Below are 16,827 nucleotides of genomic sequence, written 5' to 3'. Positions count from 1 at the left end.
GGGCGTGAGGAGCGACACATGACAGATGAACGACAGGTCCAGCACCGGGACAAGCGCTTCCGCGACGCACAGGGCAACGTCTCCGAGGATCACCTCACCCGTCGTCAGAAGCAGGTCCTGGAGGTGATCCGGCGGTCCGTCCGCGACCGCGGATACCCGCCGAGCATCCGGGAGATCGGCGACGAGGTCGGCCTCACGTCCACCTCGTCCGTCGCCCATCAGCTCCGTACGCTCGAGCGCCTCGGCTTCCTGCACCGCGACCCGAACCGTCCCCGCGCGGTCAACGTTCAGGGCGCGGAGGAGCGCACCGCGCAGGTGATCCAGAAGGTCATGGAGGACGAGGATCGGATGCCGGAGCCCGCCTTCGTACCGGTGCTCGGACGCATCGCGGCGGGCGGCCCCATCCTGGCGGAGGAGGCGGTCGAGGAGATCTTCCCCCTCCCCCGCGAACTCGTGGGCGAGGGCTCACTGTTCCTGCTCAAGGTGGTCGGCGAGTCGATGACCGATGCGGCCATCTGCGACGGGGACTGGGTGGTCGTCCGGCAGCAGTCCGTCGCCGAGAACGGCGACATCGTGGCGGCGATGCTCGACGGCGAGGCCACCGTGAAGACCTTCCGCCGGACCGGTCGCGACGTGTGGCTGATGCCGCACAATCCCGCGTTCGACCCGATCCACGGCAACGACGCCGTGATCCTCGGCAAGGTCGTCACCGTGATGCGCCGCATCTGACCGCTCCCGTTTCCGACAGCGCCGGCTCGTCGACCACCTGGTCGGGGGCCGGCGTTCGTCGTCCTCCGAGAGAGGCGACGGCGCAGGCGGCGCTGCCGAGCAGTAGCCCCGCGACCACGCCGGGGTGCACGGGCTCGCCGAGCATCAGGAAGGCGAACAGCGCCGACACCGAGGGGATCACGGCGAAGAGCATTGCGGCACCACTGGCACCCGCGAGGCCGATCACTCGCAGATACAGCGTGGTCGCGGTCATCGAACTGAGCAGCACCATGAGGACGAGTACGACCGCGCCCTGCACGGGATGCGCCACGGTGGCGCCGTAGGCGACTGTCAGGAACCCCGCGGGTACGGCGGCGACGAGCATGCCCACCGCGTTTCCCGCCACCGGGTCGACGTCACGGCAGAATCGTTGCTGGTAGACACCGCCCACCGCGATGCCCACGAGCCCGAGGAGGGTGAAGCCCATGCCGGCTCCCGCGTGGGCCAGCGCCGGCACCGTCGACCAGCAGGCCGTGACGACCGCCGCCAGGCCGAGCGCAGCGGCGAGTGTCCGGCGCACCGTGAGCCGCTCGTGCAGGACGGCCCGGGCCACCACGGCGGTGAGCGCGGGATTGACGCCGATGATGAGTGCCGCGACCCCGGCGGGCACCCCGGCACGCAGGCCGAGGTAGCACCCGATGAACTGGGTGGCCTGCGCCAGGAGACCCACGACGACGGCGTGGCCCAGGGCCGCGCCCGTCGGATTCCGTCGGCCCGTGATCCGCACGACGCCGAACATCAGGACACCGGAGATCGCGAACCGCAGGAGCAGCAGAAGGAACGGACTCATGGCGGCGACGCCGAGGGCGCCGAGCGGGTAGCCGAAGGCGTACAGGACGACGACCGAGACTGCGAGCACCGGAGGGATTCTCATGCCGGTCATCGTCGAACGCGCAGGGGCCGCGCGTCCAACAATGATTGACGATCACGATTGATCGTCGTTATCGTTCATTCATGGCCGATCCGATCCTGGACATCGTCCCCCTTCGCAGTGTCGTCGCGATCGCCCGCTGCGGCGGGGTCCACCGCGCGGCCGAGGCGCTGCACCTGACGCAGTCCACCGTCAGCGCCCACCTGCGCAGACTCGAGAAGTCCACCGGCGGCTCGATCGTCGAGAAGGCGGGGCGCGGTGTCCGTTTCACCGACCACGGCAACCGCCTCCTCGGGCACGCCCAGACGATCCTCGATGCGCACGACGCCGCAGTGCACGCGCTCTCCTCCCCCACGACCCGCACACTGTCCGTGTCCGCCACCGAGCACGGCGCCGATCGCCTCATCCCCGAGCTGAGCCGCGGCTTCGGCTCTCTCCCCGGCGGGTGGACCGCGCAGTTCCGGTTCGACCGCAGCGCGCAGGTCGCGGGTGCCGTGGAGCACGGCTTCGCCGACGTGGCGGTCTTCCTCGCGCCGATCGATCACCCGGACGCCGTCGGCCCCATCGCTCTGCACTGGTACGCGGCCAGGGACTGGGAGCATCCCGCCGACGCGGTGCCCGTCCTCCTCTTCGACGATCCCTGCGTCCTGCGCGCGCCGGCCGCGGATGCGCTCGCGCGCCACGGGATCGACTACGTCGTCGCGGCCGAGGCCGCGAACCTCGCGGGCCTGTACTCGGCCGCTCGCAGCGGTCTCGGGGTCACGTTGCTCCCGGCCATCGACGCGACCGACGGCCTGGTCGCCGTCGAGACCATGCCGGTCATGCCACCCATCGCGCTCGCCGTCACCGTCGGCGACCGCGTGCCGGCACCGGTCCGGGCCGCCGTCCGCCGCGCCGCCGCCGCGGTGACGACCACGGCCTAGCCGGCGGTCGCGTCGGCGTACCGGCGCAGATGATCGATCGCGGAACCGAACTCGGTCTCGATCGCGGTGAGGCGCTTGAAGCAGTGGCCGATCGCGAGCTCCTCGGTCATCCCCATGCCGCCGTGCAACTGGACCGCGTTCTGTCCGACGAACCGGGCCGCCCGCGCGATCGTGATCTTCGCCGCGGAGACGGCTCGTCGTCGTACCTTCGGGTCGGCATCGAGGTTGAGCACCGCGAGGTAGGTCGCCGCGACGGCCTGCTCCAGCTCGAGCGACATGTCGACCATGCGGTGCTGCAGCGCTTGGAAGGAGCCGATGGGCACTCCGAACTGGCGCCGCTGCTTGGCGTACTCGACGGTCTCCGCGACGACCCGCCGCATGATCCCGACCGCCTCGCTGCACACCGCCGCGGTCCCGTCGTCGAGTGCGCGCTCGATCACCTGCCAGGCGCCGCCCTCGGCGCCGAGCAGCGCGGACGCCGGAACACGCACGTCGTCCAGCACCAGATCGCCCGTCTGGTGATCGTCGATCGTCCGGTAGTACTGCGCGGCGATGCCGGCCGGCGGTGCCGCGGCGTCGACCTCGAGCAGGAACAGGGAGAGCCCGTCACGATCGAGCCGCTCGCCGGACGTGCGCGCGGCGACGATGAGGTGCGTCGCCAGCGGCAGGTCCGCGACCACGATCTTGGCACCGGTCAGGACGTAGCCGTCACCGTCGCGCACGGCCGCCGTCCCGATGTCCCAGGGCTCGCGTCCGGAGTCGGGCTCGGTGAGCGCGAAGGCGATCCGCGCCTCGCCCTCGGCGATGGCGGAGCACACCGCGTCGGCCGCCGCGCCGCCGGCACCGCGCAGCAGGGCCGCGCCTACGACGGCGGTCCCGATGTAGGGCTCGACCACCAGTGCGCCACCGAGTTCCTCGGCGATCACCATCATCTCCTCGGGCCCTCCGCCGAGTCCGCCCACGCTCTCGGGCAGCGTCGCGGCGAGGATCCCCAGATCCGCGGCGAAGGCCGCCCAGACCGCGGGCTGCCAGCGCTCCGCCGAGCGCGCGGCGCTCCGCGACTCGACCAGCGGGTACCGGCCCGCGAGATACGACCGCACGGCGTCGCGCAGCATCGTCTGTTCGTCGGTGAGTGTGAAGTCCATCTACAGCCCCAATGCCGCTTTCGCCAGGATGTTCCGTTGGATCTCGTTGGAGCCCGCGTAGATCGAGCCCGCACGATCGTTGAAGTAGCGCAGCGGCGCGACGGCCTGCCACAGGTCGCCGCTGTGCGCGCCGCCCGCGGGCGGCAGATACTCGACCACCGGGCCGCCGGGCCGCGTGACGTGTGGCTGGTAGACGCGTCCGCGCGGGCCGGCGCTCTTGTGGATGAACTCGGTGATCGCCTGGCTCAGCTCGGTGCCGAGGATCTTGAGCATCGAGGCCGCGGTGCCCGGGTTACCTCCCGCCGAGAGCACGGCGAGTGAGCGGTGCTCGAGGATCTCCAGCACGTCGACGCGGGCACGCAGCTCCGCGAGGCCCAGCCGGAAGTCGTCGTCCTCGGACAGCGGCCGACCAGCGCGTCCGGGAACGCCCTCCGCCTGCGACGCGAGCCGGTCGAGCGAGACCTGCAGCCACGGCGCCGAGGCGCCGCCGCCGCGTTCGAACTCGAGCAGGTACTTGGCGACGGTCCAGCCCTCGTCGATCTTCCCGAGCACGTTGGCCTTCGGCACCCGCACCTTGTCGAAGAAGACGACGTTCTGCACCTCCTCGCCCGAGGCCATGACGAGCGGCTGGATCTCGATGCCGGGCACCGTCATGTCGAGGAGCAGGAACGTGATGCCCTGCTGCTTGCGCTCCTGCTTGGAGGTGCGCACCAGGGCGAACATCCAGTTCGCCTCGCGGGCGTGAGTGGTCCAGATCTTCGAGCCGGTGAGCACGAGGTCGTCGCCGTCGGACTCCGCGCGCATCGACAACGAGGCCAGGTCCGATCCCGATTCCGGCTCGGAGTAGCCCTGGCAGAAGAAGACCGAGGCGTCGAGGATGCCGGGCAGGAAGAAGTTCTTCTGCTCCGAGGTCCCGAACTTGACGATCGCGTGCGCGACCATCCGGATCCCCATCGGCGACAGGAAGGGCGCGCCCGCCAGCACGGATTCGCGGGCGAAGATGTAGTGCTGCGCGACCGACCAGTCGCAGCCGCCCCACTCGACCGGCCACGCGGGCGCCGCCCAGCCCCGCTCGTGCAGGATCGCCTGCCACTGCAGACTCGCCTCGTGGTCGGAGTAGACGCTGGTGGCGAGATCACCCGCCGCGCGCAGATCGTCGGTCAGGTGCGTATCCAGGAACTCCCGCACCTCGGCACGGAAGGCCTCTTCCTCCGCTGTGAACGTCACATCCATCCGGGTCTTCCCCTCGTTGACACCCTCGCACTGGCGAGACAAAATAGGAGTATGTCTCATCCGTCGCGGACTGACAAGCAGTCCGAGGTGATCCGTCTCGCCGCGCAGTGGTTCCGCGAGGGCCGCCGGGTCGATCTGGGGCAGCTCGCACAGGCCTCCGGGATCGGCAGGGCCACGCTCTACCGCTGGTTCGACGGGCGCGAGCACGTGGTGGGCGAGGCGATCTGGCTGGGCATCGCACAGGCGATCGCCCGCGTCGAGGCCGCCGAACCCGTCCGCGACCGCGCGGCCTTCCTGCGCTCCTTCACCCGTTTGGCGCACGAGGTCCGCGACTATCCCCCGCTGGCCGGATTCGCCGCGGACGAGCCCGAATTCGCCATGCGGGTGCTGCAGTCCGGCGGCAGCGTGGTGCAGGAGCGGCTCATCGCGTGGGTCGAGGACTGGCTGGCCGACCTCGCCGTCCCGCCGTCCGACGGTACCCACGGCGTCGCCCGCGCCGACCTCGCCTACGCCGTCGTCCGGCTCGCGGAGTCCTTCCTGTGGTCCGACATGATCATCGGCACGCCGCCGCAGCCCGGCAAGGCGACGGCCGTCGTCGAGCTCCTTCTCGACGGGGCCACCGGCTAACCGGAGACGATGCCCACCACGAGATTGATCGCGGTGGCGAGGATCAGCGTCCCGAAGACGTACGACAACAGGCAGTGGCGCAGCACCACGCTGCGGATCCCCTGCGAGGAGACGGACGTGTCCGACACCTGGTACGTCATGCCCAGGTTGTAGCTGAAGTAGAAGAAGTCGCGGTACGCGGGGGCCTCGTCGGCGTTCCAGTCGATCCCGCCCGGCTCGTCGCCGGGATCGCCGTAGTACTGCGCCGCGTACTGGGTCGCGTAGGTCAGGTGCAGCGCCGCCCACACCGCGAACGCGGCGAACAGCGCGGCGGCCGCACCGGCGTCCTTGTGACCGGACCGTCCCGCCACGAGCAGCGCCACGATCGCGACGAGGCCGCTGAGCGCGATCACCGCCACGACGACCTCGGCGACCCGGGGCCGGAAGTTCTCCCGCTGCACCGTGGCACGGGTGGACCCGGCGTCGAGCGGCCACAGCGTCGCCCACCCCGTCGCCACGAAGACCGCCGCCGCGGCACCGATCCCGACGAGCACGCCGAGCGTGGCGTCGACCAGCGCGCCGACCGATCCGCCGGCCACCGCGCCGATCACTACCGACAGGGCCGCCCGCGTCGTGACGGACAGGACGGGCTTCGACGCCGTGGGACTCATCCGTCGATTGTGCGCGCTACGCCGCGAAGGGCGACAGTGATCCGGCGAGAGCGCCCGGCACGCGCGCCGTGATCCGGGTGCCCTCGGCCACGTGCTCGGTGGTGAGGATCGTGCCCTCGGCGTGGACCCGGGCCACGAGATCGCCGCGGTCGTACGGCAGGAGCGCCGTGACCTCGACGTCCCCCGCCGTGATCAGCTGCGTCATCCGCTCCAGCAGTTCGTCGATGCCCTCGCGCGAGTGCGCGGAGACGAAGACGGCGTCGGGCAGCGCGACCCGCAGCTGGGCCAGCACGACGGGATCGGCGGCGTCGATCTTGTTGACCACGAGCAGCTCCCGGGGCAGCGACGCCTCCCGCTCCCCCGCCACCTCGCGCAGCACTTGGCGGACCGCGTCGATCTGCCGCTGGGGCATCACGTCGCTGCCGTCGACGACGTGCAGCAGCAGGTCGGCGTCGACGACCTCCTCCAGCGTCGACCGGAAGGCCTCGACGAGTTGGGTCGGCAGGTGCCGCACGAAGCCGACGGTGTCGGTGAAGACCACATCGCGGCCATCGGTGAGAACGCCCTGCCGGGTGGTGGGATCGAGCGTGGCGAACAGCGCGTTCTGCACGAGAACGCCCGCGTCGGTCAGCGCGTTGAGCAGGCTCGACTTGCCCGCGTTCGTGTACCCGGCGATCGCGACGGCCGGCACGCCCGAGCGGCGGCGGGCGCCGCGCTTGGTGTCGCGGGCCTGCTTCATGCCCTTGATCTCGCGGCGCAGCTTCGCCATCCGCTCGCGGATCCGACGACGATCCGTCTCGATCTTCGTCTCACCGGGACCGCGCAGGCCCACGCCGCCGTTGCTGCCCGCGCGGCCGCCGGCCTGGCGGGAGAGCGCCTCGCCCCAGCCGCGCAGCCGGGGGAGCATGTACTCCATCTGCGCGAGGCTGACCTGCGCCTTGCCCTCGCGGGAGGTGGCGTGCTGGGCGAAGATGTCGAGGATGAGGGCGGTGCGGTCGATGACCTTGACCTTGACCACCTTCTCCAGCGCGTTGAGCTGCGCCGGGGTGAGCTCGCCGTCGCAGATCACGGTGTCGGCGCCCGTCGCGAGGACGACCTCGCGCAGCTCGTGGGCCTTGCCCGAGCCGATGTAGGTGGCGGGATCCGGCCGGTCACGCCGTTGGATCACGCCCTCGAGCACCGCGGATCCCGCGGTCTCGGCGAGTGCCTTGAGCTCGGCGAGCGAGGCGTCGGCCTGTGCCGCGGAGCCGGAGGTCCACACGCCCACGAGCACGACCTGCTCGAGACGAAGCTGCCGGTACTCGACCTCGGTGACGTCGTCGAGCTCGGTCGAGAGGCCGACGACGCGGCGGAGCGAGGAACGCTCCTGGAGCTGGAGTTCTCCGATGGTCGGCTGATGCGGATCCGTCGGTTCCCAGGTGTCTGTCTGTGTCATATGCGACCCATTCTCGCACGTGGCGGCGGTACGGGTCACGCGAGTTTTCGCAGGGCGAAACCGCTCAGAGCGCGGAGAGCCGCGCCGTCCCGGACGCGACGATGCGGCTGGGGCCGCGGAGCACGGCACCGTCGGTATCGACGGTGACGGTGACGACGCCGCCGGGCACGTGCACGTCGACCGCACCGGTCTCCCGCCCGACGGATCGCAGCGCGGCGACGGCGGCGGCCACGGTGCCCGTGCCGCAGGACCGGGTCTCGCCCGAGCCGCGCTCGTGGACACGCATGTGGACGGCGCCGTCGACCAAGGGGGTCAGGACCTCGACGTTCGTGCCGTGCGGGAACAGGCCGTGGTCGAAGGTCGGCGCGCTCGCCACGTCGAGCGCCGCGAGGGCCTCCTCGGTGAGCCCCGGGACGACGCAGGCGATGTGCGGGTTCCCCACGTCGACGGCGATGCCCGCGAGGTCGCGGCCGTCGACGCCCGCCGACGACGTTCCGAAGACGCGCGGGACCCCCATGGACACCGCGACGTCGGCGGCCTCGGGATCGGCGTGGTGCACGCGGACGGGCTTGGCCCCCGCCCGCGAGCCGACGACGAACGTCTCCCCGGCGACCAGCGCGGAGGCCGCGAGGAAGTGGGCGAAGACGCGGACGCCGTTGCCGCACATCTCGGCGATCGAGCCGTCGGAATTGCGGTAGTCCATGAACCAGTCGCTGCGCGTCACGCCCTCGGGCACCGCGTCCAGGACGCCCGCGTCGAGGAGGTCGCCGGCGCGGGCGACGCGCAGCACGCCGTCGCCCCCGATGCCGGCGCGGCGGTCGCAGAGGGCGGTCACGAGCTCGGGCGTGAGGTCGATGTCGACACCCGGGTCCGGCAGGATCACGAAGTCGTTCTCCGTACCGTGGCCCTTGAGGAAGTCGACTGCGGTCATGCGGACCAGTCTACGGGCGCCTCACGGCCGCCACACCGGGGCGGCGTGCGCCGCGAGGGCGGCGCCGACCAGGTCCTGGTCGGCACCGTCGAGCCAGACCACGCGGGGGTCGCGCCGGAACCAGGACCGCTGCCGACGCACGTACCTGCGCGTGCCGATGAAGGTCAGCTCTCGCGCCTGCTCGAGGTCGTACTCGCCGTCGAACGCGGCGAGCACCTGCGCGTAGCCGATCGCGCGCGCTGCGGTGACGCCCTCGCGCAGACCCCGCTCCTCGAGCCCGCGCACCTCGTCGACCAGCCCCGACTCGAACATCAGGCGCGTGCGCAGGTCGATCCGGGCGTCGAGCTCCTCGGTGTCGCGGTCCAAGGCCACGATCGCGGTGTCCCAGCGGGCGGGCCCGATCGCCGGCGCCGACGCCGCGAAGGGCTCCCCCGTGATCGTGACGACCTCGAGGGCGCGCACGATGCGCCGGCCGTCGGTGGGGAGGATCTTCGCCCCGGCGGCGGGGTCGAGCGCGGTGAGCTCTCGGTGCAGAGCCAGGGGGCCGATCTCGGCGAGCCTGTCCTCGAAGTGCGCGCGCACGGCCGCGTCGGTCGCGGGGAAGCGCCACTCGTCGAGCAGGGCCTGGAAGTACATCATGGACCCGCCGACGATGACCGGGGTGCGTCCGGCGGCGAGCAGCGCCTCGGCGTCGGCGCGGGCCCGCTCCTGGTACGCGGCGACGGTCGCGGTCTCGGTCACGTCCAGCACGTCGAGCTGGTGGTGCGGGATACCGCGCCGCTCCGCGACGGGCAGCTTCGCGGTGCCGATGTCCATGCCCCGGTACATCTGCATGGCGTCGATGTTGATGATCTCGCCGTCCAGCCGCTCCGCCAGATCGAGTGCCAGATCCGACTTCCCGGTGGCCGTGGGGCCGACGACGGCGATGGGGCGCACGGTGCCGGAGACGCCCGCGGTCGGCGTCATCACGCTCCCCCGGTGGCCACGAGGTACCCGACGCCGAAGGGTGCGTCGCGGTAGAGCACCTCGGCCCCTCCCGCCACGGCGCGGGCCAGTGCCCGCCATCCCTCGTCGAGCCCGTCGACGGGGCCGCCTTCGGCGACGGCGGCGACCTGCATGTCGAAGACGGCACCGTCCTCGGGACGGTGGCCGCCGGGCGCACGGGCGGTGAGCGTGTTCGGACCGTCGAGAACGAAGAGCAGTCCCTCCGCCTCCGCGTCCCCTTCGACGAGGCGGACCGACGGGGCGGAGGCACCCCGCAGCCAGGCGGCGATCAGCAGCGGCACCGGCCAGGACGGGCTCGGCGGCAGGTCGTTCGACGGTCCGCCGGGCCCCGCGGTGACGATGACGTCGGCCCCGAAACCGGCGAAGGTCCCCGCCGGCGCCTCGTCGTCCCTGGTCAGGGGGACGGAGGACACGACACGCCAGGTGCGGGCGCGGGCACCGAGCCAGGCGCCCGCTCCGAGTGCCGCACTACGCAGCCGATCGGCGTCCGGATCGCCGGGAGCGCCCACCAGCTCCGGAACGAGCAGCGGGGCGCCGGGGATCACGGCGACGGGCCGGTGGTCGCGCTGGGACGGATGCACGGGAAGAACGCTAATCGATCGCGCCGGGACGGCCGCGGAGTGCTTCAATGGATCCGGGCCCGCGCGCTGTGCGGGTCCATGACGACCGGCAGCCGTGACGCGCGGCGCAGACGAAGGGGAACCCCGTGGCCGAGAACGACCCGATCGCCGAGACCACTCCGATCGAGGGCGCCGCCCCGAAGCCCACTCCGGGCGCCCGGCCCGGCCCCAAGCCGCACCCCGGCCCCCGGCCCGGGGGCCCGCGCCCGCACGCCCCCGCAGCGGCGCAGAGCGCGCCGCGCACGCGGCCGGCGTCCGATCCGAGCAAGCACGGCCGGGTCGACGACGACGGCACCGTCTACGTGGTGACCTCGGGCGGCGAGCGCGCCGTCGGGTCCTGGCAGGCCGGCGAATCCGCCGAGGGCCTCGCCCACTACGGCCGCAAGTACGACGAGCTGGCCACCGAGATCGAGGTGCTCGAGGAGCGCCTCGCCAGTGGTACGGGCGACCCGAAGAAGATCCGCACCGCCGCCCAGCAGATCGCCGACTCGCTGCCCACCGCCGCGGTCGTCGGCGACCTCGACGCCCTCGCATCCCGCGTCGGCGCGCTGCTCACCGGCGCGGACACGGCGATCGTGACGGCGCAGGCCGACCGGGAGAAGAACCGCTCCGAGGGCATCGCGCGCAAGGAGGCGCTGGCCGCCGAGGCCGAGCAGATCGCGGCCGAGGCGACCCAGTGGAAGACCGCCGGCGACCGGATGCGCGCGCTGCTCGACGAGTGGAAGACGATCAAGGGCGTCGACCGCAAGACCGACGACGCGCTGTGGAAGCGCTACTCCAAGGCCCGCGACGCGTTCAACAAGCGTCGCGGCGCGCACTTCGCCGAGCTCGACCGCGAGCGCGCCGGCGCGAAGGCGCGCAAGGAGGAGCTGATCGCCGAGGCGGAGAAGCTCAAGAACGACACGTCGTGGGGCGAGACCTCGGCGAAGTTCCGCGACCTGCTCGCGAAGTGGAAGGCGGCCGGCCGCGCGCCGCGCGACGCCGACGACGCTCTCTGGGCCCGGTTCAAGGGCATCCAGGACGAGTTCTTCTCCGCCCGCAACGCCGCCGCCGGCGAGCGCGACGCCGAGTTCGCGGAGAACGGCAGGGCCAAGCAGGCCCTTCTCGACGAGTACACCCCGCGGATCGAGTCCGCGCAGAATCTCGGCGCCCAGAAGTCGGCCCTGCGCGAGCTGCAGGACAAGTGGGAGGCGATCGGCAAGGTCCCGCGCGAGCAGATGGGCTCGCTGGAGGCGGGGATCCGCGCCCTGGAGAAGAAGATCAAGGCCGCCGACGACACCCAGTGGCGCCGCACCGATCCCGAGGCCGCGGCGCGCGCCGCGCAGTTCCGGGACCGCGTCGCCCAGTTCGAGGAGCAGGCCGAGAAGGCAGAGAAGGCCGGCAAGACCAAGGACGCCGTGCGGCTGCGCGAGCAGGCCCAGCAGTGGCGGGAGTGGGCCGACGCCGCCGAAGGCGCGATCGAGGACCGGTAGCCGGTCGTCGCGGCGGGACCGTGTTCGTCGAGCGGATCTCGGTCGGCGCGTCCGGCGCCGGCCTCCCCCGCTGGGTGCGCGAGGTGCCCGCGCTCAAGCCCCTCATCGGAGGCGCGCCGCTACCACTGACCGCCCCGGTGACCTTCGTCGTCGGGGAGAACGGATCCGGTAAGTCGACCCTCGTCGAGGCCGTCGCGGAGCAGTTCGGGCTGGACGCACGGGGTGGCCGGGCCGCCGTCCTGGGCGGCAACCTCGGCACCGAGAAGACGCCGCTGGGCGAGGCACTGCTCCTCGGCCTGACCCACCGGGGCCTGGCGATGCGCCGGGGCCCCCGGACGCGCAGGCACGGCTTCTTCCTCCGGGCGGAGACCGTGCTCGAGATGAACGAGCGGTTCGGCGGGCGCTACGGCTACTGGGACGACGTCGATGTCCGGAGCCACGGCGAGGGCTTCTTCAGCATCTTCGAGGCGATGCTCACCGAGCCGGGCTTCTACGTCTTCGACGAGCCCGAGTCGGCGTTGTCGTTCCATTCGTGCCTACGGCTCGTCGCGCTCTTCGGCCAGATGCGCGACAGCGGCTCGCAGATCGTCTGTGCGACGCACTCTCCGGTCCTGACGGCTCTGCCCGGCGCGCAGATCGTCGAGATGACGCCGAACGGTCCGGCCCCTGCCGCGTGGCGCGACCTGGCGCTGGTCCGGCACTGGCGACGTTTCCTGGAGCATCCCGAGACCTACCTCGACGAGCTCGTCACGCGCACCGTCGACACCGGTGCCGAGCCCGAGCGCACCGTCTCGCCGGAGGACGAACGCGAGCTGATCCGGCGCCTGCGGGCCCGGATCCACGGCGAGGACTGACCGGCTAGGCCTGGTCGGTGGGACGCTGCGGGCGCGGCGGCTGGTTGCCGATCCGGTTGGACCGGGCGAACTCGTCCCACTCCTGCGCGGCGTCGCGGCGCTCCTGCTCGGCGGCGAGCTGGTACGGGGTCCGCGCCCAGATCGTCTTGATCCACACGACGGCGAGCACGATCATGGCGAACCAGCCGAGGAACAGGCCGATTCCCGCGCCCGTCGGCGGTTCGCCGTGCAGGCCCGGGGTCTGCCGCGACCAGACGGACAGCAGGCCGAAGACGATCGAGACGCCGCATCCCGCGCCGGCGATCACGGACAGCACCCAGCGACGGGTCAGCAACGCCGCGCCGGACGCGAAGACGCCGAACAGCACCTCGAGCCAGACGAAGATCTTCGACACGATGACCAACGAGCTGCCGTCGATGTGCGGATCGCCGGTGATGATCTCGATGCCCGTGACCGAACCGGTGTGCGGCAGAGCGAGCGAGCCGATCACCGCGACCACGGCGATCGCGGCCACCAGGATCCGCGGACTGACCTGGAACTCGCCGGCGAGCTTGCGCTCGACCGACTCGACCTGGGAGCGCAGGCTCTCCAGCTCTTCGGCGCTCCGGGGGTTCTCACTGTCGGCGTTCATGGCCTCCATTGTCCACCCCGCGCCGGGCGTTGTCTCCTACAGGTCGTCGTAGAGCCTGTCAGCAGGACGAACACCCCGCGGACGCGGGCGCTGCGGCGGGTGCGGGGCGGCCGACGGGCGGCAGGCCCAGCCCCACCCCGACGGGCGCCGTGACGGGGGTGATCGAGGCCTCGACGTTGTCGCCGGCGCGCGTGCGGCGGTGGCTGAGCACGCCGTCGTCCGCGACGAGGTGGTGCGGAGCGGCGCCGGTGATCACGACCTCGACGACATCGCCCGGACGGATGCTCTCGTCGCCGGCGAAGTGCACGAGCCGGCCGTCCCGCGCGCGACCCGACATGCGCTTGGTCTCGGCGTCCTTGCGGCCCTCGCCGAGCGCCACCAGGAGTTCGACCCGGCGGCCGACCTGCTTCCGGTTCTCCTCGAGCGTGATCCGCTCCTGCAGCGCGATGAGCCGGTCGTAGCGCTCCTGCACGACCTTCTTCGGCAGTTGCTCGGGCAGGTCCGCGGCCGGGGTACCCGGCCGGATCGAGTACTGGAAGGTGAACGCGGAACTGAACCGGGCCTTCTCGACGACGTCGAGCGTGGCCCGGAAGTCCTCCTCCGTCTCCCCCGGGAACCCGACGATGATGTCGGTGGTGATCGCGGCGTGCGGGATCCGCTCGCGGACCTTGTCGAGGATGCCGAGGAACTTGGTGCTGCGGTAGCTGCGCCGCATCTCCTTGAGCACGCGGTCGGAACCCGACTGCAAGGGCATGTGCAGCTGCGGGCAGATGTTCGGGGTCTCCGCCATCGCGTCGATCACGTCGTCGGTGAACTCGGCCGGGTGCGGGCTGGTGAACCGGACGCGCTCGAGGCCCTCGATGCGGCCGCACGCCCGGAGCAGGTCGGCGAAGGCGCCGCGGTCGCGGCCGAGATCGGGGTCCGCGAAGTTGACGCCGTAGGCGTTGACGTTCTGGCCGAGCAGCGTGACCTCGGAGACGCCCTGGTCGACGAGGGCCTGCACCTCGGCGAGGATGTCGCCCGGGCGCCGGTCGACCTCCTTGCCGCGCAGGCTCGGCACGATGCAGAAGGTGCAGGTGTTGTTGCAACCCACCGAGATGGACACCCACCCGGCGTAGGCGCTTTCGCGCCGCGCGGGCAGCGTCGACGGGAAGGCGTCGAGCGCCTCCTTGATCTCGACCTCGGCCTTCTCGTTGTGACGCGCACGCTCCAGCAGCGTCGGCAGGGAGCCGATGTTGTGGGTGCCGAAGACGACGTCGACCCACGGAGCCTTCTTCACGACGGTCCCGCGGTCCTTCTGCGCGAGGCAGCCGCCGACGGCGATCTGCATGCCGGGCCGCTCCCTCTTGATCGGGGCGAGGTGACTGAGGTTGCCGTACAGCTTGTTGTCGGCGTTCTCCCGCACGGCACAGGTGTTGAAGACCACGAGATCGGCCTGCTCGCCGCCGTCCGCACGCACGTACCCGGCGTCCTCGAGCAGACCCGAGAGGCGCTCGGAATCGTGCACGTTCATCTGGCACCCGTAGGTGCGGACCTCGTACGTTCGGCTGGCAGGGGCTGCGTCGATCACCCCACCAGGATAATCGGCGAGGGCAAATCACCCCGCTTCACAGATTTCCGGGACCAATCCGCCCGAGTTAACGTGATCGAAACGTCGGAACTCCTAGGCTCGGGCAATGACCACTCCCGCGAACGAGCCCACAGGCTCCGCTCCGATGATCGAGATCGAATCAGTGGAGAAGCACTTCGGCGACCTCCACGTGCTCAAGAACATCAACCTGACCGTTCCCAAGGGCCAGGTGGTGGTGATGCTCGGCCCGTCGGGCTCCGGCAAGTCGACGCTGTGCCGCACCATCAACCGGCTCGAGCCCATCGACTCGGGAACGATCAAGATCGACGGCGCCCTCCTCCCCGAGGAGGGGCGCGGCCTGGCGAACCTGCGCGCCGAGGTCGGCATGGTCTTCCAGTCCTTCAATCTCTTCGCGCACAAGACGATCCTCGACAACGTGACGCTCGGGCCGATCAAGGTGCGCAAGCAGTCCAAGGCCGATGCGGAGAAGCGCGCGCTCGAGCTGCTCGACCGCGTGGGCATCGTCGCGCAGAAGGACAAGTACCCCGCCCAGCTGTCCGGCGGCCAGCAGCAGCGCGTCGCCATCGCCCGCGCGCTCGCGATGGGGCCCAAGGTCATGCTCTTCGACGAGCCCACCTCCGCGCTCGACCCCGAGATGGTCAACGAGGTCCTCGACGTCATGGTGGGCCTGGCCAAGGAGGGCATGACGATGGTCTGCGTGACGCACGAGATGGGGTTCGCGCGCAAGGCCGCCGACCGCATCCTGTTCCTGGCCGACGGCGAGGTCGTCGAGGACACCGAGCCCGAGTCCTTCTTCACCGCACCGAAGTCGGACCGCGCCAAGGACTTCCTCGGCAAGATCCTGGGGCACTGATGACATCACCGCAGAGCACTCGAACTCGACGGTGGCGGGGCGCGGTCGCGGCCGTCGCCGCCGCACTCGTGACCGTCCCCCTCCTCTCCGCGTGCGGCACGGACACACCGCGCAGCCTGCTGGACTCCATCAAGAACGGCGACGTGGTGCTGGGCACCAAGTACGACCAGCCCGGCCTCGCGAACCGCAACCCGGACAAGTCGCACTCGGGCTCCGACGTGGACGTCTCGGAGTTCGTGATCAAGCAGATCGCCAAGAACAACGGCTGGTCGGAGCCCAAGATCACGTGGAAGGAGACCCCGTCTCCCCTGCGCGAGCGGATGATCGAGAACGGCGAGGTCGACATGATCGCCGCCACCTACTCGATCAGCGCCGCCCGCACCAAGAAGGTGACCTTCGCCGGACCCTATCTGACCACCTATCAGGCACTCCTGGTGAGCAAGAAGACCTCGAACCCGATCCGGAGCCTCGAGGACCTGAACTCGGGCCGGAAGCTGTGCTCGGTCTCGGGTTCCACGTCGGCGATCAACGTCAAGGCGGCACTGCCGAACGTCCAGCTGCAGCAGTACGACGGCTACGCCTCGTGCGTCGAGGGTGTGCGCCGCGGCGTGCTGGACGCCCTCACCACCGATGCGACGATCCTCGCCGGCTTCCAGGCCAAGTACCCGGGCGAGTTCGACATCGTCCCGATGACCTACCCGAAGGACGTGACCCTGACCAGCAGCACGGGCACCAAGACCGAGAAGAAGAAGGGCGACCAGTTCTCCACCGAGCGCTACGGCATCGGCCTGCGCAAGGGTGATGGAGAGGCGCTGAGCCAGGTCAACAAGGCGCTCCGGCAGATGATGCTCGGCGAGCAGGGCACCGCCACCTACGACGCGGAGGCCGTCCCCTCGGTCCCGACGTGCGTGGTCCCCACGACCGCCGTCTCCACGTTCACGGGGCTGGCCTACGCCAACCCCGACAACGAACTGTTCAAGGCGCTGCGGGAGAACCTCGGCGAGTACGCGAACACCATGATCGACCAGGGACGCCCGGTCGACGGCGGCAAGCCGAAGTCGGTCCTCGTCGCCGTCCCCGGCGATCAGACCTGGCTGCTGCCGAAGGAGGTCCCCCTCCCGGGGCCCGATGGGAAGCCGCTCCCCGGGCCCGACGGTAAGCCCGCGACGGCCCCGCAGTCCGACCCGCGGACCTGGTGCACGAAGGTAGGTGCGTGAG

The 16,827-nt window shown here is 71.2% G+C and carries 17 protein-coding genes; 7 read left to right on the top strand and 10 right to left on the bottom strand.

The genetic code is table 11. The features are described 5' to 3' along the window. The first annotated feature begins 18 nt into the window (after positions 1-18). On the top strand, positions 19-729 hold the full coding sequence (gene lexA / locus FK530_RS11230) for a transcriptional repressor LexA (RefSeq protein WP_146487104.1): 711 nt from the start codon (positions 19-21) through the stop codon (positions 727-729). Here the strand turns inward: lexA and FK530_RS11225 are convergent. Continuing rightward, positions 707-1,642 carry a DMT family transporter gene (locus tag FK530_RS11225; protein WP_158645079.1) on the bottom strand — a complete coding sequence of 312 codons (936 nt, stop codon included), beginning with the start codon at positions 1,640-1,642 and terminating at the stop codon, positions 707-709. The two genes, lexA and FK530_RS11225, sit on opposite strands and share 23 nt — an antisense overlap. 80 nt (positions 1,643-1,722) lie before the next feature. Between FK530_RS11225 and FK530_RS11220 the strand changes: the two genes are divergently transcribed. Then, positions 1,723-2,562 carry a LysR family transcriptional regulator gene (locus FK530_RS11220; RefSeq protein WP_146487102.1) on the top strand — a complete coding sequence of 280 codons (840 nt, stop codon included), beginning with the start codon at positions 1,723-1,725 and terminating at the stop codon, positions 2,560-2,562. Here the strand turns inward: FK530_RS11220 and FK530_RS11215 are convergent. Beyond that, positions 2,559-3,707, bottom strand: coding sequence for an acyl-CoA dehydrogenase family protein (locus FK530_RS11215; RefSeq protein ID WP_146487101.1), 1,149 nt, complete (start codon positions 3,705-3,707; stop codon positions 2,559-2,561). The two genes, FK530_RS11220 and FK530_RS11215, sit on opposite strands and share 4 nt — an antisense overlap. After that, the gene (locus tag FK530_RS11210) at positions 3,708-4,940 is read right to left on the bottom strand and encodes an acyl-CoA dehydrogenase family protein (RefSeq protein ID WP_146487100.1); all 1,233 of its coding nucleotides are present in this window, start codon (positions 4,938-4,940) and stop codon (positions 3,708-3,710) included. 51 nt (positions 4,941-4,991) lie between these two features. On the opposite strand from FK530_RS11210, the gene FK530_RS11205 reads away from it, so the two are divergent. Continuing rightward, positions 4,992-5,567, top strand: a complete 576-nt coding sequence (locus tag FK530_RS11205; RefSeq protein WP_146487099.1) for a TetR/AcrR family transcriptional regulator — start codon at positions 4,992-4,994, stop codon at positions 5,565-5,567. Here the strand turns inward: FK530_RS11205 and FK530_RS11200 are convergent. The 5 genes from FK530_RS11200 to FK530_RS11180 form a co-directional block, all read right to left on the bottom strand. Beyond that, positions 5,564-6,217, bottom strand: a complete 654-nt coding sequence (locus tag FK530_RS11200) for a DUF1345 domain-containing protein (RefSeq protein ID WP_146487098.1) — start codon at positions 6,215-6,217, stop codon at positions 5,564-5,566. The two genes, FK530_RS11205 and FK530_RS11200, sit on opposite strands and share 4 nt — an antisense overlap. Before the next feature lie 16 nt (positions 6,218-6,233). Further along, positions 6,234-7,652, bottom strand: a complete 1,419-nt coding sequence (gene hflX, locus FK530_RS11195; protein ID WP_146487097.1) for a GTPase HflX — start codon at positions 7,650-7,652, stop codon at positions 6,234-6,236. Between the two features lie 64 nt (positions 7,653-7,716). Then, positions 7,717-8,583 carry a diaminopimelate epimerase gene (gene dapF / locus FK530_RS11190; RefSeq protein WP_146487096.1) on the bottom strand — a complete coding sequence of 289 codons (867 nt, stop codon included), beginning with the start codon at positions 8,581-8,583 and terminating at the stop codon, positions 7,717-7,719. Between the two features lie 21 nt (positions 8,584-8,604). Then, entirely contained in the window at positions 8,605-9,549 is a 945-nt protein-coding gene (gene miaA / locus FK530_RS11185; protein ID WP_146487095.1) for a tRNA (adenosine(37)-N6)-dimethylallyltransferase MiaA, read from the bottom strand. Further along, complete coding sequence (locus FK530_RS11180; RefSeq protein WP_146487094.1) at positions 9,549-10,169, bottom strand: class III extradiol ring-cleavage dioxygenase family protein; 621 nt, start codon at positions 10,167-10,169, stop codon at positions 9,549-9,551. Before FK530_RS11180 ends, miaA begins: the two co-directional genes overlap by 1 nt. Before the next feature lie 125 nt (positions 10,170-10,294). Between FK530_RS11180 and FK530_RS11175 the strand changes: the two genes are divergently transcribed. Next, entirely contained in the window at positions 10,295-11,680 is a 1,386-nt protein-coding gene (locus FK530_RS11175) for a DUF349 domain-containing protein (RefSeq protein WP_146487093.1), read from the top strand. A 20-nt stretch (positions 11,681-11,700) separates the two neighbouring features. Next, on the top strand, positions 11,701-12,534 hold the full coding sequence (locus FK530_RS11170; RefSeq protein WP_191834120.1) for an AAA family ATPase: 834 nt from the start codon (positions 11,701-11,703) through the stop codon (positions 12,532-12,534). Positions 12,535-12,538: 4 nt separating this feature from the next. Here FK530_RS11170 and FK530_RS11165 read toward each other — a convergent pair whose 3' ends face one another. Then, positions 12,539-13,165, bottom strand: coding sequence for an Rv2732c family membrane protein (locus tag FK530_RS11165; RefSeq protein WP_231706591.1), 627 nt, complete (start codon positions 13,163-13,165; stop codon positions 12,539-12,541). 58 nt (positions 13,166-13,223) lie between these two features. Continuing rightward, positions 13,224-14,735 carry a tRNA (N6-isopentenyl adenosine(37)-C2)-methylthiotransferase MiaB gene (miaB, locus tag FK530_RS11160; protein ID WP_146487092.1) on the bottom strand — a complete coding sequence of 504 codons (1,512 nt, stop codon included), beginning with the start codon at positions 14,733-14,735 and terminating at the stop codon, positions 13,224-13,226. A gap of 145 nt (positions 14,736-14,880) precedes the next feature. On the opposite strand from miaB, the gene FK530_RS11155 reads away from it, so the two are divergent. Together FK530_RS11155 and FK530_RS11150 are read left to right on the top strand one after the other, a co-directional pair. Next, the gene (locus FK530_RS11155) at positions 14,881-15,609 is read left to right on the top strand and encodes an amino acid ABC transporter ATP-binding protein (protein ID WP_146487288.1); all 729 of its coding nucleotides are present in this window, start codon (positions 14,881-14,883) and stop codon (positions 15,607-15,609) included. After that, the gene (locus FK530_RS11150; protein ID WP_146487091.1) at positions 15,609-16,826 is read left to right on the top strand and encodes a transporter substrate-binding domain-containing protein; all 1,218 of its coding nucleotides are present in this window, start codon (positions 15,609-15,611) and stop codon (positions 16,824-16,826) included. Before FK530_RS11155 ends, FK530_RS11150 begins: the two co-directional genes overlap by 1 nt. The last annotated feature ends 1 nt before the right edge of the window (position 16,827 follow it).

This window comes from Tsukamurella conjunctivitidis, assembly GCF_007858475.1.
Classification (GTDB): Bacteria; Actinomycetota; Actinomycetes; order Mycobacteriales; family Mycobacteriaceae; genus Tsukamurella; species Tsukamurella conjunctivitidis.
This window is presented reverse-complemented; position numbering and strand designations above follow the sequence as displayed.